Annotated in this window: 15 protein-coding genes; 13 read left to right on the top strand and 2 right to left on the bottom strand. The window is 51.1% G+C overall.

Annotation, left to right across the window (positions count from 1 at the left end; genetic code table 11):
- Window positions 1–20 precede the first annotated feature (20 nt).
- The 9 genes from HZB62_04590 to glgB all read left to right on the top strand — a co-directional run bounded on the left by HZB62_04590 (window position 21) and on the right by glgB (window position 11,314).
- The gene (locus HZB62_04590; GenBank protein MBI5074430.1) at window positions 21–1,715 is read left to right on the top strand and encodes an Ig-like domain-containing protein; all 1,695 of its coding nucleotides are present in this window, start codon (window positions 21–23) and stop codon (window positions 1,713–1,715) included.
- Window positions 1,715–3,583: an Ig-like domain-containing protein gene (locus HZB62_04585; protein MBI5074429.1), complete on the top strand. Its 1,869-nt coding sequence runs from the start codon at window positions 1,715–1,717 to the stop codon at window positions 3,581–3,583. The genes HZB62_04590 and HZB62_04585 overlap by 1 nt, the downstream gene beginning before the upstream one ends.
- Before the next feature lie 199 nt (window positions 3,584–3,782).
- The gene (gene ilvD, locus HZB62_04580) at window positions 3,783–5,435 is read left to right on the top strand and encodes a dihydroxy-acid dehydratase (GenBank protein ID MBI5074428.1); all 1,653 of its coding nucleotides are present in this window, start codon (window positions 3,783–3,785) and stop codon (window positions 5,433–5,435) included.
- A 246-nt stretch (window positions 5,436–5,681) separates the two neighbouring features.
- Window positions 5,682–7,421, top strand: coding sequence for a biosynthetic-type acetolactate synthase large subunit (gene ilvB / locus HZB62_04575; protein ID MBI5074427.1), 1,740 nt, complete (start codon window positions 5,682–5,684; stop codon window positions 7,419–7,421).
- Window positions 7,422–7,534: 113 nt separating this feature from the next.
- Window positions 7,535–8,023, top strand: a complete 489-nt coding sequence (gene ilvN / locus HZB62_04570) for an acetolactate synthase small subunit (GenBank protein MBI5074426.1) — start codon at window positions 7,535–7,537, stop codon at window positions 8,021–8,023.
- Window positions 8,024–8,121: 98 nt separating this feature from the next.
- Complete coding sequence (locus tag HZB62_04565; GenBank protein ID MBI5074425.1) at window positions 8,122–8,622, top strand: hypothetical protein; 501 nt, start codon at window positions 8,122–8,124, stop codon at window positions 8,620–8,622.
- Window positions 8,623–8,683: 61 nt separating this feature from the next.
- Window positions 8,684–8,878: a type II toxin-antitoxin system HicA family toxin gene (locus HZB62_04560; protein ID MBI5074424.1), complete on the top strand. Its 195-nt coding sequence runs from the start codon at window positions 8,684–8,686 to the stop codon at window positions 8,876–8,878.
- Window positions 8,879–9,088, top strand: a complete 210-nt coding sequence (locus tag HZB62_04555; protein ID MBI5074423.1) for a type II toxin-antitoxin system HicB family antitoxin — start codon at window positions 8,879–8,881, stop codon at window positions 9,086–9,088.
- 27 nt (window positions 9,089–9,115) lie between these two features.
- A complete protein-coding gene (gene glgB, locus HZB62_04550) occupies window positions 9,116–11,314 on the top strand; it encodes a 1,4-alpha-glucan branching protein GlgB (protein MBI5074422.1) in 2,199 nt (732 codons plus the stop codon).
- On the opposite strand, the gene HZB62_04545 is transcribed toward glgB, so the two are convergent.
- Entirely contained in the window at window positions 11,311–11,508 is a 198-nt protein-coding gene (locus tag HZB62_04545; GenBank protein MBI5074421.1) for a YtxH domain-containing protein, read from the bottom strand. The genes glgB and HZB62_04545 overlap by 4 nt on opposite strands.
- Window positions 11,509–11,764: 256 nt before the next feature.
- On the opposite strand from HZB62_04545, the gene HZB62_04540 reads away from it, so the two are divergent.
- Genes HZB62_04540 through HZB62_04530 form a run of 3 tightly spaced genes read left to right on the top strand, consistent with a single transcriptional unit; the run spans window position 11,765 to window position 14,246 of the window.
- Window positions 11,765–12,376: a tetratricopeptide repeat protein gene (locus HZB62_04540; GenBank protein MBI5074420.1), complete on the top strand. Its 612-nt coding sequence runs from the start codon at window positions 11,765–11,767 to the stop codon at window positions 12,374–12,376.
- On the top strand, window positions 12,373–13,281 hold the full coding sequence (cysK, locus tag HZB62_04535) for a cysteine synthase A (protein ID MBI5074419.1): 909 nt from the start codon (window positions 12,373–12,375) through the stop codon (window positions 13,279–13,281). Before HZB62_04540 ends, cysK begins: the two co-directional genes overlap by 4 nt.
- Before the next feature lie 17 nt (window positions 13,282–13,298).
- Window positions 13,299–14,246, top strand: a complete 948-nt coding sequence (locus HZB62_04530) for a D-alanyl-D-alanine carboxypeptidase (GenBank protein ID MBI5074418.1) — start codon at window positions 13,299–13,301, stop codon at window positions 14,244–14,246.
- 41 nt (window positions 14,247–14,287) lie between these two features.
- On the opposite strand, the gene HZB62_04525 is transcribed toward HZB62_04530, so the two are convergent.
- The gene (locus HZB62_04525; protein ID MBI5074417.1) at window positions 14,288–14,659 is read right to left on the bottom strand and encodes a phage holin family protein; all 372 of its coding nucleotides are present in this window, start codon (window positions 14,657–14,659) and stop codon (window positions 14,288–14,290) included.
- Window positions 14,660–14,770: 111 nt separating this feature from the next.
- Between HZB62_04525 and raiA the strand changes: the two genes are divergently transcribed.
- On the top strand, window positions 14,771–15,304 hold the full coding sequence (gene raiA, locus HZB62_04520; GenBank protein ID MBI5074416.1) for a ribosome-associated translation inhibitor RaiA: 534 nt from the start codon (window positions 14,771–14,773) through the stop codon (window positions 15,302–15,304).
- Window positions 15,305–15,328: the final 24 nt, after the last annotated feature.

The following is a 15,328-nucleotide window of genomic DNA, read 5'->3' as shown; positions in this document are numbered from 1 at the left end:
GTGTGCAGAGGAGGGGTGCAATGAGGGGAACAATAATTCTGTCTGCGCTATTGGTAGTAACACTGTTTGCCTGCGGGGGGGGCGGCGGAGGTAGTAGCAGCGATAGTGGTGGTGGCAATACATCTTTAACGCTGGTCTCTATCGTCATAACACCGTCTAACCCGAGTATCATGCTTGGCAAGACGCAGCAGTTCGCTGCAACCGGGATCTATTCGGACAGCACCACGAGGGATCTGACTTCTTCGTCAACCTGGACATCTTCGAATACGTCATGTGCATTTGTCAGCAGTTCAGGCCTTGCTACATCCGCCGGAACGGGCTCAGCCACGATTACGGCAATATCGGGGAACCTTGCAGGAAGCACAACCCTGACTGTTTACGACGCTGTTATCGAAAGCCCGTTTGGTTTTCATCCGGCATCGGTCGAAAAACAGGGATATACCAATAACGGGTACGGGGACGCTCAGAACATTGGCGTCACATGGACGCGAGATGGGGTGTATGCATTCTGGTTTTTGGTCCAGCCCGATCTTGCAAGCGAGGCTTATGATTTTACGAAGTATGACAAACAGTGGAGTAGAGTCCCCTCCGGAACGCATATTCTTGCGAACATATCGCCTCAGGGGCCGATTGACGAAGGGCGATGCCTGGCAGGGTCCTATTTCCCGGTGGACGAGCAGAAATATGTCGCCTTTGTAAAGGCGGTCGTGCGGCGCTATGGCGGTGATTCCTATGCCGCGTCGGGGTTGGCTGCACCAATCAAATATTGGCAGGTGGGGAACGAGCCGAACAATGTGAAGAGCCGATTTGCTGACCTGCAGCGGATAACGTATACGGCGATCAAGGAGGTCTGCCCCGACTGTATGGTCCTGATCGGCGGCGTGCCGGGCATGCCGCCGGTGGCAGATTACCTGTCGAATTTCGACCAGCATTACAAACCTATTCTTAACGCCCTCGGGGGAAACTATGTTGATGTAATGGATTTCCACTGGTATGGAAATGCAACAGGCGATTACCGTGGCGCAAAGGAAGCCTATGACCATATCCGCAGTGTGCTTGAGGCAGACGGTTTTCCCTCGATGCCGTTTTGGATAACGGAGATGGGCGCATACAGCGGCGATCCGGCATCTGTTACGCCCGCACCGTTTGATTATCCTCTCCAGACAGAACAGCAGCAGGCACTCGATTATTTCAAGCGGTTCGTGTATCCGCTTTCCTTCGGCATAAAGAAGATATTCCCGGCCTTCGGCCTGATGGAAGGGTTCAAATATGACGGCGGCTACTTCGACTACACTGGGCTCATCTATGACGGCTGGGGAACCAATGACCTGGGTCTTGGCGTCAAGAAACTTAGTTACTACACGTATAAAAAAATGACCGAGATGCTCGAAGGCTCCGACTGGAAGAACATCCAGACGATACAGGCATCAGGCAATGTCTATACCTTCAAGTTCATGAAGAACAACGCGCCGATCTATGTAGCCTGGTGGGATTATTTCAATGAAACATCTTACGCCCCTGGAAATACGAAAACAATATCCATCAGCGGACTGCCGGCAGGCTCAGTGCTGGTGACGGAGGCGGTACCTAAGTTTTCAGCCGGCAAAGACGTGACCGATTATGCGACGGCGTTCAGAACTGAGACCGTAGCTGCGTCAAACGGTACGATAACGCTGACAGTCGGTGAAAATCCTGTGTTCGTTGAGGTGCGGTAATGAGAGTAAGAATGAGCATGATTGCGCTTTTGGCCATAATGCTCTGCGCATGCGGCGGGGGCGGGGGAGGTAGTAGTAGCAGCGATAGTAGTGGTGGCAATGCATCTGCAACGTTGGTCTCGATTATGGTATCGCCAACCACCTCAATCGTCATAGCAGGAAGCACACAACAGTTCATGGCAACCGGAACGTATTCGGACAACAGTTCGAAGACATTGACTCAATCGGCAACGTGGATTTCATCAAACACAGCTATCGCAACGATCGACGCCGCCGGTCTCGTGTCAGCGCTTTCAGCAGGCACAACCACGATCACGGCGACATCAGGGACCATCTCGGTAAGCGCGACCCTGACGGTGACCACTGCTGTATCCCAGCCTCCGATCAATATCACCATGGATCTCCATTGCGACCCCCTGAACCAACAACTGACGCTTGATGATCGGCGCATCTTCTTTCGACGTCAACTTGCCAATGCTGCGTGGCTGATCGATTATTTGGAACCCTACGGGGTCAAAGTTTCATTCCTCGCTGTAGGCGAATGCTACGAGTTCTGCGTAGAAGCTTCTGAACAGGCGACCTGCCTGCCGCTCCTCGCCCGGCTCCAGGCCAGTGGCGGCATACTGGGCACTCACTCGCACACCGAGTACTATCGCGGCGTCCATGACTGGCCGTCAATAGCCAACGCATACACGAATCCAGACCCCAATGACGTCAGAAAAGTGTGGGACGCCAACAAACGTTTCACCGACATGGCCGTAACCCTTGCGCTTGGCTTAACCGATGCTGCAGCCATTGCAGCCGTCAATACTGCGGCAGAATCCCATGCGCAACTGACGGACCCTAACCAACTAATGAAAGAATACGGTTATACCATCCGCGAGGGCGGTGGGGACCAGATCATGGCCGGTTATTTCAGCCACGTCCCCTGGAATCCTTTCCGACCCGGCCAAACCGCTATTACTGAAGACCTGACTACGAAATTCATGACTGTGCCACAGGGCATGGTCATCGGCCAGGTCGGTGACCATTTAGGCCTCTGGCAGGACGGGAAATCATCCCGTAAAAAAGCGGAATTCCTTCAGCTTTACGCCAACTGGAAAGAGCGTACCCGTGCCGGCGCAAAGTCAAAGGTCTGGGCCTTTGGCTGGGGAGTCCACACGCAAGACCTGGACTATGGCTCCGAATCCCGGGCCGCAATCATGGATTTGATCCCGTGGCTGCGGGACGAGTTTGTCAGCAGGGCTGATTCAACCGGGAAACCTCCGGCCAGATTCTCTTCATATATCGATGTCCGGGACGAATATCTTGCATGGGAAGCGGAACATCCTGGCGTTTCCTCTTTTAATTATGCAGCAAAGGCCACGGACTATTCTCAATATCCCTATCTCGAATGGGCGAACAGATATCTTCGTTTTGCCCGATTTGATTCCCGCATTACCGCTAGGGGAGCCGATATATTTCTTATGAAGGCAGGCAACTACTCTGGTGCGAACCCGACAACATATCCCTTTGTAATGGCAATCGCCACAAGTTCACCGACGTCAGTAAACTTGTCTTCCACGTTCGGGCCCGTGACTCTTAAGAGTATTAAACTTAATACCGGAAGTGTTAGCGATGTGCCGGCCGTATCTGTCAGTCTCGACGCTGAACCCATCGTGCTCTGCATATCCGCCGATTGCGATGCGATACTGGCACTTGAAAATGCATCCTCCGGTACTGCCTGCGGGAGCGTTATATGTAATAGCGGCAAGGTCTGTGCCACTGATGTAAGTCCCAACGTATGCGTTCCGGACTGTCGCATACTGGGGAATTCCTGCCCGGCCATTCGGCCCCTATGCAATCAGACGGCCGGTGTGTGTCATTAATACTTCGCCTTCAGTGCAGTTTCAAAAAAATGACCATCTGTCCTGAGAGTCTCACGCGAGAGGCTCGATAGTTTACGAAGAACTTGCAGACTTTTTCGCTTATCCTGATAATATCTAATTATGGCGTTGAGGTATTTCTTGTCATAGCCAGTCAAAAATCAGCATAAAACACTCAAGAGTGTAAAGGCAGGTGGGTTTCATGAAAAGCGATATTATCAAAAAAGGCATTGACCGTGTTCCTCACCGGGCGCTGCTGTATGCCACAGGCATATCCAAATCAGAGATGGGCAAGCCGTTCATCGGCGTTGCCACAAGTTTTACCGATCTGATCGCCGGCCATACCGGCATGAGGGACCTTGAACGGTTCATTGAAAAGGGAGTCCATACCGGCGGAGGGTATCCTTTTTTCTTCGGCATCCCCGGCATCTGTGACGGCATCGCCATGGGCCATAGCGGCATGCATTACTCCCTTGCATCGCGCGAGCTGATCGCCGATATGGTAGAGACGGTTGCCTCTGCTCACCAGCTTGACGGGCTTGTGCTCCTGACGAACTGCGACAAGATCACGCCCGGCATGCTCATGGCAGCAGGCAGGCTGAATATCCCCTGTATCGTAGTGACCGCAGGCCCCATGTTCTCCGGCCACTACAAGGGCAGGCGGCTGAATCTTACGAGCGACACGTTTGAGGCTGTAGGCAAGTTCCGGAAGGGGCTTATAAAAAAGGACGAACTGGACAGCCTTGAGATGTGCGCATGCCCGGGCGCAGGTTCATGCCAGGGCATGTACACGGCGAACACCATGGCATGCATCACGGAGGCCATCGGTATGAGCCTTACGGGATGTGCTACGGCCCTTGCCGTATCCTCAAAAAAACGGAGGATCGCTTTTGACAGCGGCAAAAGGATCGTAGAGCTCGTGCAGAAGAATATCACGCCCAGGAAGATCATGACCATGAAGTCTTTTGAAAATGCAATCATGGTCGATCTTGCATTAGGCGGTTCGACCAACACAGTGCTGCATATACCTGCCATAGCCCATGACGCAGGCTTAAAGCTGCCGCTCGAGTCCTTTGACAGGCTTTCAAAGAAGACGCCGCATATCACGGACATGCTTCCCGGCGGGAAAAACTATATGGAAGATCTTGATTATGCGGGCGGCATACCTGCTGTGCTCAAAAGGCTCAGAAAGACGCTGAACAATACGATAACCGTGAACGAAAAGACCATCTGCCAGATCGCTGATGAGGCTGAGATCTATGACGACGATGTGATCCGCCCGATTGAGAAGGCCCACCACAAGGAAGGAGGCATTGCGATACTGAAAGGCAATCTTGCTCCGGGGGGGGCTGTGGTAAAGCAGTCGGCGGTCAGTCAAAACATGATGCAGTTCGAAGGCACTGCAATTGTCTTTGATTCTGAAGAGTCGGCGATGACCGCTATACGCGGCGGCAAGGTGAAGGCCGGCCACGTTGTTATTGTCCGCTATGAAGGGCCTAAGGGCGGTCCCGGCATGAGGGAGATGCTCGCACCCACTGCTGCGATCTCAGGCATGGGGCTGAGCGAGTCCGTAGCGCTGATAACCGACGGTCGATTCTCGGGTGGCACACGCGGCCCCTGTATAGGCCATGTATCGCCTGAGGCGATGGAGGGTGGCCCTATTGCCATTGTCCGCAATGGCGACAAGATCAGTATTGATATAGCAAAGCGGAAGATAGAGCTGAAACTGAGCGATCAGGATATAAAGAAGAGGCTGAAGGCATGGAAACAGCCGTCTCCCAAGATAACCAAGGGGTATCTCTCTCGCTATGCCAAGCTTGTGAGCTCGGCAGATGAAGGCGCCATCGTGCGTTAAAAAAATATCTTTCAGTTATGAGGGGTGTGCCTCCTCCCCTTTCCAAGGGGAGGGCGGGAGGGGTATTGATACAATTTTCAAAACCTCCCCATTACCCCTCCTTGCTAAGGAGGGGCTTTCTGACCTAACCGACTTTAGCTGAAGGAAGGCCCGTTTTTGTTGAAGTTAACAGGGTTGCATGTGATACAATATGCGAAATTTCATAATTGGTCAGAGCAGGCAGTCTGACCGGGGAGCGGTAGAAAGATGAAAATGACTGGTTCAGAGATCCTTTTAGAATCACTGAAGAAGGAAGGAGTTAAACACCTGTTCGGGTATCCGGGAGGTGTTGTGCTGAATATCTTCGACCTTCTCCATGATGAAAAGGATCTTCAGCTTATATTAACGCGCCATGAGCAGGGAGCTGTACACTCTGCTGACGGATATGCACGCGCAACAGGCAAGGTGGGAGTGGCGCTGGTCACCTCAGGTCCGGGTGCAACGAACACGGTCACCGGCATTGCGACCGCTGCCATGGATTCGATCCCGATGGTGGTCATTACCGGACAGGTACCTACCATGTTGATCGGCAATGACGCCTTTCAGGAAGCTGACATTGTCGGCATAACAAGGCCCTGCACGAAATATAATTTTCTTGTAAAGAACGTCAGTGATCTTGCCCTTACGATAAAAGAGGCATTTCATATTGCCAGTACTGGCAGGCCCGGTCCGGTGCTCATAGACCTGCCAAAAGACGTGACGACCAGCAAGGCTGAATTCCACTGGCCTGATCAGGTCAAGATCAGAAGCTATAACCCTACGTATGAAGGCAATAAATACATGATCACCCAGGCTTCGCATATGATAGCAAAGGCAAAGAAGCCTTTGATCATAGCCGGCGGCGGTGTCATCTCATCAGATGCCTCAAAGGAACTGAGAGAATTTGCGGAGATAACCGGGGTGCCGGTAACCATGACCATGATGGGCCTTGGCGGGTTCCCGGGATCGCACAAGCTCTCATTAGGCATGTTAGGCATGCATGGCACTTATTATGCGAATAAGGCAGTGCAGGATTCAGACCTTCTGATTGCGATCGGCATGCGTTTTGATGACCGGGTCACGGGCAAGATAGATGCCTTTGCGCCGAATGCCAAGATCATTCATATTGATATTGATCCCACATCAATCCGGAAGAATGTACGCGTTGACCTGCCGATCGTCGGTGATGTGAAGCGTGTGCTTACCGTGATGAACAAGGTGATCCATGACGAGGTGAAGGAGCAGTGGGCTGAGGTGAGAAAGGCATGGACAAAACAGATCGATGCCTGGAAAAAAGAGCGGCCCATGAGCTATGACCGGGATGCAGATGTGATCAAACCCCAGTATGTTATTGAGAAGATCAACGAGCTGACCAAAGGCGATGCGATCATCGCAACAGAGGTAGGCCAGAACCAGATGTGGGCAGCACAGTTCTACAAGTATGACAAGCCAAGGACATGGCTGTCATCAGGCGGCCTCGGCACCATGGGTTATGGTCTGCCGGCAGCAATCGGTGCACAGCTTGCATTTCCGAACAAGCTGGTCATCGATATCGCAGGCGACGGAAGCATTCAGATGAACATTCAGGAGCTTGCAACAGCGGTCATTAACAAACTGCCCGTAAAGGTCGCGATCCTGAACAACCGCTTCCTCGGCATGGTGCGTCAGTGGCAGGAGCTCTTCTTCCAGGAGCGATACTCGCATACCAAGCTTGATGAAACCGTGCCGGATTTTGTGAAGATCGCAGAAGCTTACAGCGCCGTCGGACTCAGGGCAACAAAGAAGTCAGAGGTTGAGCCGGTGCTGAAGGAAGCCTTTGCCATCAAGAGGCCGGTAATCATGGATTTCGTGATCGACTGGACCGAGAAGGTCTATCCGATGGTGCCTGCTGGCGCTGCCATTGACCAGATGCTGTTCCGGGAAGAAGAAGTGAAGAAGCCTGAGAAGAAACTCAAGGCAGTAAAATAAAGACAGTAATGAGTAATGCGTCATGAGTGATGAGTTAAGGCAATCGAGGAATTATCCGTATTGCAGCTTGTCACTTTTACTGATTATTCATTGCATTATTATGGAGGATTAAATTGAGACATACGATATCTGTTCTTGTCGAAAATAAATTCGGTGTCCTTTCGAGGATATCAGGACTGTTCAGCGGAAGGGGCTATAACATCGAGAGTCTCTCTGTTGGCGAAACGATCGACCCTAATATATCGACCATGACGATCGTTACGAGTGGCGACGACTGGATCGTCGAGCAGATCAACAAGCAGTTGAACAAGCTGATCGATGTGATCAAGGTCGTGGACATGACCGAACTCGACCATGTGGAGAGGGAGATGGTCATGATCAAGGTATCACCGCGCCAGGAGGACAAGGCAGAGGTGCTCAGGATCGCCGATATCTTTCGGGGCAGGATCGTTGATTCAAGCCCCAAGACCTATACGATCGAGGTTACCGGTGAAGAAAAGAAGATCGAGGCCTTTGTGGAGCTTCTGAGACCGATGGGCATCAAGGAGTTTGTCCGCACCGGCAAGATCGCGATTGCGCGCGAAGGCGTCAAGAAACCGTAATATATTTCGACATACCCTGCTCAAAGCCCTGCAGAATTCCGCAGGGCTTTTTTGTTGACTGAAACAGATATCGACGAAACAGTCCATATGATATACAATTGGATAAATTCACAGTGCGAGACTATAGGGGAACTCATTACCAGTTTGAAGGCATCCCGATGACCATGATGGCATTACAGTCAAATAATGACAAACAAATCAGTAATCTTTTACGGGTGATTGTCTTACTCCTACCTGTCATCATTGGCTTCACTATCGTTATATCCTCAGAAGTTTTCTACTGGCAGTCACAAAAGTACCTGCCAAGGGGCGGCTATACGACCATTGTCTGTGCTTTTTTTGCGGCGTTAATTGACGTTGTTCCTTTTATCGTTATAGCCATATATCTTGCAAACTTGATTCTGAAAGGCGCAAGAAGAACAGAGCTCTACCTGAAACTGGCATTAATGTTGATTCCAATAACGCTTGTTACAACCTATGCTCTGTTTACCTTTGGTGATGCCGAGTCTCTTCGTTTCCTTGTTTATTTCAATCTTGCACTTGTTTTTGTGGGACAACTTCTTGCCACAAGAATTTATAAATCCTTAAGAGTCAATTGAAATAAAGTGCAATTTATGGATAGCGATTGTGATGGGTAAATGATAAATATGGAGCAAATCTATGAAAGTGCGTGATATTATTAAAGTGATCGAAGCAGACGGGTGGTATCTCGTGGTTACGAGGGGAAGCCATCGGCAGTATAAACATGCTGTCAAAGAGGGACGAGTCACCATCGCCGGGCATCCCAACGATGACTTGGCTCCGGGGACCCTGAACAGCATCATGAAACAGTCGAAGCTGAAGGAGGCAAAGTAAATGCACAGATTTCTTGTCGTGATTGAAAAGGCAGAAAACAATTATTCTGCATATTCTCCTGACTTGCCGGGTTGTGTTGCTACCGGCTTATCACGAGATGAGGTTGAACGCAACATGCATGAAGCTGTGAAAATGCATATTGATGGACTTATCGAAGACAAATTGCAGATTCCGGAATCTCATTCCTTTGCGGAGTATGTGGCGGTTTAGAGGAGCATATCTTAAAAGAAAGAAAACATGGGAATTCAGGAAAATATAAGAAAGATCGTAAACGGGAACCATGCTGATCCTTTTTCCCTGCTCGGCATGCATGTCGTAATCGAAGACGGCAGGAAGCATATCGAGGTCAGGGCGTTTCTTCCTGAAGCAAAGGCTGCCTGGGTGGTAGATGAGAGGACACAGTCGCTCCATCCGATGGAAAACAGCTACCGCTTCGACTTTTTCAGCGCAAGAAGACCTGAGAGGGGCACTTTCCCTTATCGGATCAGGATAAAGAAATACGACGATACTGAAGAAGAGTTCCGGGATCCGTATTCTTTTCTGCCGGTGCTTACTGACTTTGACCTGCATCTCATAGGCGAGGGGACTCATTACAAAAAGTATGAGAAGCTCGGTGCCCATGTCACAGAGATCAATGGCACACGCGGCGTACATTTCGCTGTCTGGGCGCCGAATGCTTCGAATGTGAGTGTTATCGGCGATTTCAATAATTGGGATAGAAGAAGGCATCCGATGCGTCTTCTTGTCCATTCAGGCATATGGGAGATCTTTGTTCCCGGCATCGGAGAGGGTCAGGTCTACAAGTTCTTTATCAAATCACGCTATAACAACTTCGAGGCCGAAAAATCAGATCCCTACGCATTTTTCTTCGAACAGCGCCCCAAAAGCGCTTCCGTGGTCCATGACATCAATACCTATATTTGGAACGACAACGCCTGGATCGCGGAGCGGCAGAAAAGGAACTGGCACGAATCTCCGGTTGCCATTTACGAGGTTCATCTCGGTTCATGGATGAGGGTCCCTGAAGACAACAACAGATTTCTGACATACAGCGAGCTTGCCGATACCCTCATTCCTTACGTAAAAGAGATGGGCTATACCCATATAGAACTGCTTCCGGTCTGTGAGCACCCGCTCGATGCGTCCTGGGGATACCAGACCATCGGGTATTTTGCACCGACAAGCAGACATGGCACGCCTGAAGAATTCATGCATTTTGTCGATACATGCCACCGGAATAACATCGGTGTGATCCTGGACTGGGCGCCTGCGCATTTTCCAAAAGACGGTCACGGCCTCGGGTTCTTTGACGGCACCTGTCTGTATGAGCATGTGGATCCAAAGAAGGGCGAACATAGGGACTGGGGTACACTTATTTTCAATTATGGCAGGAATGAAGTAAGGAACTTCCTGATCTCCAACGCGCTCTTCTGGATCGAGAAATACCATATCGACGGACTGCGCGTCGATGCTGTCGCCTCCATGCTCTATCTCGACTATTCACGGGAAGAGGGCGACTGGATACCAAACAGATACGGCGGCAGGGAGAACCTGGAGGCGGTCGACTTCATCAAGCAGTTCAATGAGGTGACGCATGGATACTTCCCCGGCATCCTGACCATTGCTGAGGAGTCCACAGCCTGGCCCAGTGTGACCAAGCCTGTCTATTTAGGCGGCCTCGGCTTTGATATGAAGTGGAACATGGGCTGGATGAACGATATGCTCGATTATGTGACGAAGGACCCGCTGTACAGGAAATATCACCAGAATAATCTCACCTTTGGACTGCTCTATGCATTTTCGGAAAACTTTGTTCTTGTCCTCTCTCATGATGAGGTGGTGCACAGGAAACGCTCGATGCTGAACAAGATGCCCGGGGATATGTGGCAGAAATTCGCCAACCTCAGGCTTTTTTACGGGTATATGTACGGCCATCCGGGCAAGAAACTGCTCTTCATGGGCGGAGAGTTCGGCCAGTGGGATGAGTGGAACTTTGATCAGAGCCTGGACTGGCATCTCACGCAATACCGACAGCATAACAGGCTCCAGAAATATATGCAGGACCTGAACCGTCTTTATGCCTCTGAGCCGGCATTGTTCGATATGGATCATGACTGGCAGGGCTTTGAGTGGATCGATTTCCGCGATACGGACAACTGCATTGTCTCTTTTATCAGGCGCTCAAAGGCTCCTGCTGACCATATTGTGGTTGTCTGCAACTTTACTCCTGTGCCGAAGGATGCTTATAGGGTTGGTGTGCCTGAGCAGGTCTTTTACCGTGAGATCCTGAACAGCGATTCCCGCGAATACTGGGGCAGCAACCTCGGCAATCAGGGCGGTCTGCAGTCTGCCGCCATACCCTGGCATGGTCAGCCCTGCTCCATGGAGATCGTTGTCCCGCCCCTTGCCGTGGTTTTTTTCAAGCCGTCGCGTTAGGCTATCTTGTCTTTCAGCTTCTTTGTGTAGTCTGCTGCATAGTCCTTGACATCATCTGCAAGGTCGGCGATCTGCCTTCTGGTCTTTTTGCCTGCCTGCGGTGCGAACAGGAGCGCCAGACCTGCTCCTACAATGCTGCCGACAAAAAACGATACCAGAATGGCCGGGCCTGTATTGTCATCTTCGTAAAACATGGTAGCCTCCTCTGTTCTTTTTCTTTCAGCCTATCACTAATCATACTCGTGGTCAACAGCATAAGCTGCTAAATACGTAACCCTTCAGTTATGAGTGTTATCTCTCCTCCCATTTCCAAGGGGAGGTTGGGTGGGGTATCAGAAAATTATCCAAACTGCCAAACAAGACTGTTCTGTATTCGCCAACCCAGAATGGCCTCAAATGCTGTTTGTTCTGTTATACTTAATAACATTTCTTTAGACGAACGGAGCGATCATGAAACTATTACAGAGCCTTGCTGTCAGCATGACCTTGTGTGTTGCCTCGATCGTTTTTGCTGCTGATCAGGACATTCAGACGGTCTATGACAGGGCGACTGACAGTTTCAATGAGGGCAAATACGATGCGGCAATACAGGACTACAACAAGGTGATTGCACAGTATCCTGAACTGATCGAGGCATATTACAGCCGCGCCATGGCGTTCTATAAAAAAGGGAAGTATGATGAGGCAATAAGTGATTTCGGCCGGGTTGTATCGAGCCGCCCTGAGCAGCCAGACGTGCTGAACAGCCGCGGTCTGGCATATCTCAGAAAAGGCGAATACGAGCGGGCCATCAGCGACTTTACCAGGGTGGTCTCACTCAATCCCCGCCTTATTGAGGCGTACTACAATCGCGGAATCGCGTACCGCGGGTTAGGTAAATACGACCTGGCGATCGAGGATTACAACAGGGTCCTTTCTCTGAAGCCGAGCGATACCAATGCCTATATGTCGCGGGGCATTGCCTTCCTGAACAAGGCCATGGCTGATTTCAAGTATGCCTGCGAGCAGGGCAACAGGAATGCCTGCGACAACCTTAAGGAGATATCAGGGGGGGGGAAATGAGCGTCATCGACTGCATCGGCAACACGCCGTTGGTAAAGATCGAGGTGATCAATCCCATGCCGGACGTGACGATCTTTGCGAAACTTGAGGGCAACAATCCCGGCGGTTCGGTCAAAGACAGGATCGCTCATTACATGATAAAGGATGCCGAGGATGCCGGCTTGATAAAAAAAGGCGATACGATCCTTGAGGCAACGTCAGGCAATACCGGAATAGGCCTTGCCATGGTCGGAGCGGCAAAAGGATACCGGGTGAAACTGGTCATGCCTGAATGCGTCAGCCTCGAAAGAAGAAAAGTGCTTGAGGCCTTCGGTGCTGAACTTCTGCTCAGCCCGGGCAACGAGGGAACTGACGGAGCCATACGGCTTGCCCGAAAGATAGTCAGCGAGCATCCTCAGGACTATTTCATGCCGAACCAGTTCGATAACAACTCGAACATCAGGGCGCATTACGAGACAACGGGCAAAGAAATCATTGAACAGACCAACGGAAGGCTCGACATATTTGTCTCGGGCATGGGCACGACCGGCACGATCATGGGAGCAGGCCGGAGGCTGAAGGAATACAATAATAAGATCAGAATCGTGGGCGTTGAACCGCTTCTCGGCCACCGCATCCAGGGGCTCAAGAACATGCAGGAGTCGATCGTACCGAAGATCTATAACAGCGCTGCGATCGATGAAAAGATCAATGTGAATGACGAGGATGCCTTTGAGACCACCCGTAAGCTCGCGATCAAGGAAGGGCTCTTTGTCGGCATGAGCAGCGGCGCAGCAATGTTCGGGGCCTTACGCATGGCTGAGCAGCTTAAAAAAGGCACGATCGTTGTCATTCTCCCTGATCGCGGTGACCGGTATCTCAGCACAACACTCTTTGCCTCGGTCTGCGGCAAATGCCCTCCGTAACAATGCGGGAAACTGACATGAAACGGATCACTGCATCAATTCTTTCCGTTCTTTTGATCCTGACTGTCTGCCTGGCGCTATCTGTTTCCCTTGCCTCTGGAGAAGATGTCAAGGCGAGGGCAGCGGTTGTAATGGAGGCCGCGACCGGAAGGGTGCTCTTTGCAAAAAATCCCGAGCTGAGGCTCTTCCCTGCAAGCACGACCAAGCTGATGACTGCACTGGTGGTGCTCGACAGGATGCAGCCGTTCGACGTTGTTACGGTGAGCGAGCGGGCAGCGGCCACACCTCCGACAAAGATAGGACTCAGGCCTGGCTTTACCTTGACGATCAGAGCATTGCTCCATGCAGCACTGATCAAATCTGCAAATGATGCCACTGTTGCGCTGGCAGAGGCGGTGGCAGGCTCTGAAGAGGCTTTTGTCGTGCTCATGAACCAGAAGGCTGCCTCGCTCGGTCTGTACAATACCCGCTTCATTAACCCCAACGGTCTCCCGGGTCCCGGCCAGTATACGACAGCATTGGAATTGGCCCAGATCATGCGGGAGGCTCTCACGTATCCCCTGCTGCAGGAGATCCTCGGAACACGTGTCGCTGAAATTTCGACGGTCGACGGCCGGACAAAGACCATCAGTAATACGAACCATCTGCTCTGGTCAGATCAGGACCTGATATTGGGCAAGACCGGGTACACGAGAGATGCGCGCCACTGCTTTGTCAGTGCAGGGGACTGCGGCAGCGGTACACTTGTTGTTGCCTTGCTGGGCGAGCCGGCTCGTGGACTTTTGTGGAGCGAGACCGCGAATCTGATGGCCTTCGGTGCGCGCGTGATCAACCACCTCGAAGAGCCTGTTGTCTATATAACAAGTGTGGACAATGATGCTGCAAAGGTCAAACGTGCATCGGGTAAGGCCAAGAAACACCAGGTCAGGAAAAGCAGGAGCAGACAGAAGCGTTCTCACGTTTAGCCGTCCGGCTGTTGATCAATCTGCCTTGAGCCGTTCGTGATCTATTTTTTTTCCTCTTCCTGCGGCATGAGGCAGCCCAGGAGCAGGCTCGCAATGCTGATGACGAGGGCTCCCCAAAATGCAGGCTTAAATCCTTCAACATGAAAACCGAGCTGAAACTGGTCGGAAAGCCATGACGTGATGCTGAGCATCATGGCATTGATCACAAAGGTGAAGAGTCCCAGTGTGAGGATGAGCAGGGGGAAGGTGAAAAGCTTGATAAATGGCCGCAGGAAGGTGTTTACCAGGCCAAAAAGCACTCCCACGATCAGAATGCCCCACCACTCGCCGGAATATATGATTCCCGGCACAAATTTGACTGCAAGCATGATCGCGATCGTATTCATTATCCACTTTATAAATGCCTGTTTCATGGTTATATTGTAGCCTGCTCAACGTGGTGCGTCAATCGTTGACAGGACGTGCACCTGCTGATAGTATGGAAACAGGAGCACAGTAAATATATATATTTTGGAGGACAGGTTATGAAGCTTTCATTGCAGATCACGGCGCGGGATTTTGAACTCACAGATGCAATCAAGGCGGAGATCACGGAAAAGGTAGAAAAGCTCGAGAACTTCTGCGACCAGATCATCAAGTGCAGGGTTGTTGTTGAAGCTCCCCATCGTCATTCACATGACGGCAGACTATATAATGTCAATATAGACCTGAAGGTGCCGGGCAGTGAGATCGTTATCAAGCGTGAACCGAATGAAGACCTTTATGTGGCCATAAGAGACTCTTTCAATGCGGCAAAGCGTAAGATCGAGGAGTTCGTTACCCAGCAGCGAAGGGAAGTGAAGCGTCATGAAGAGATACCTCAGGGCAAGATAGCCTCTCTGTTCCTTGATAAGGGATACGGATTTCTTGCCAAAATAGACGGCACTGAGGTCTATTTTCATGAAAACAGTGTTCTCAATAAAGGGTTTGAGAAGCTCAGGATCGGCATGAAGGTGCGCTTTGCCGAGGAACTGGGCGCCAAGGGCCCGCAGGCAAGCAGTGTGACGGTGCTGAGCTGATGCGGTATTTGGTCATTAATGGGA

This window comes from Nitrospirota bacterium (genome assembly GCA_016214855.1).
Taxonomy (GTDB): domain Bacteria; phylum Nitrospirota; class Thermodesulfovibrionia; order Thermodesulfovibrionales; family UBA6898; genus UBA6898.
The sequence above is the reverse complement of the archived record's forward strand: the minus strand, read 5'-3'. Positions and strand labels throughout refer to the sequence as shown.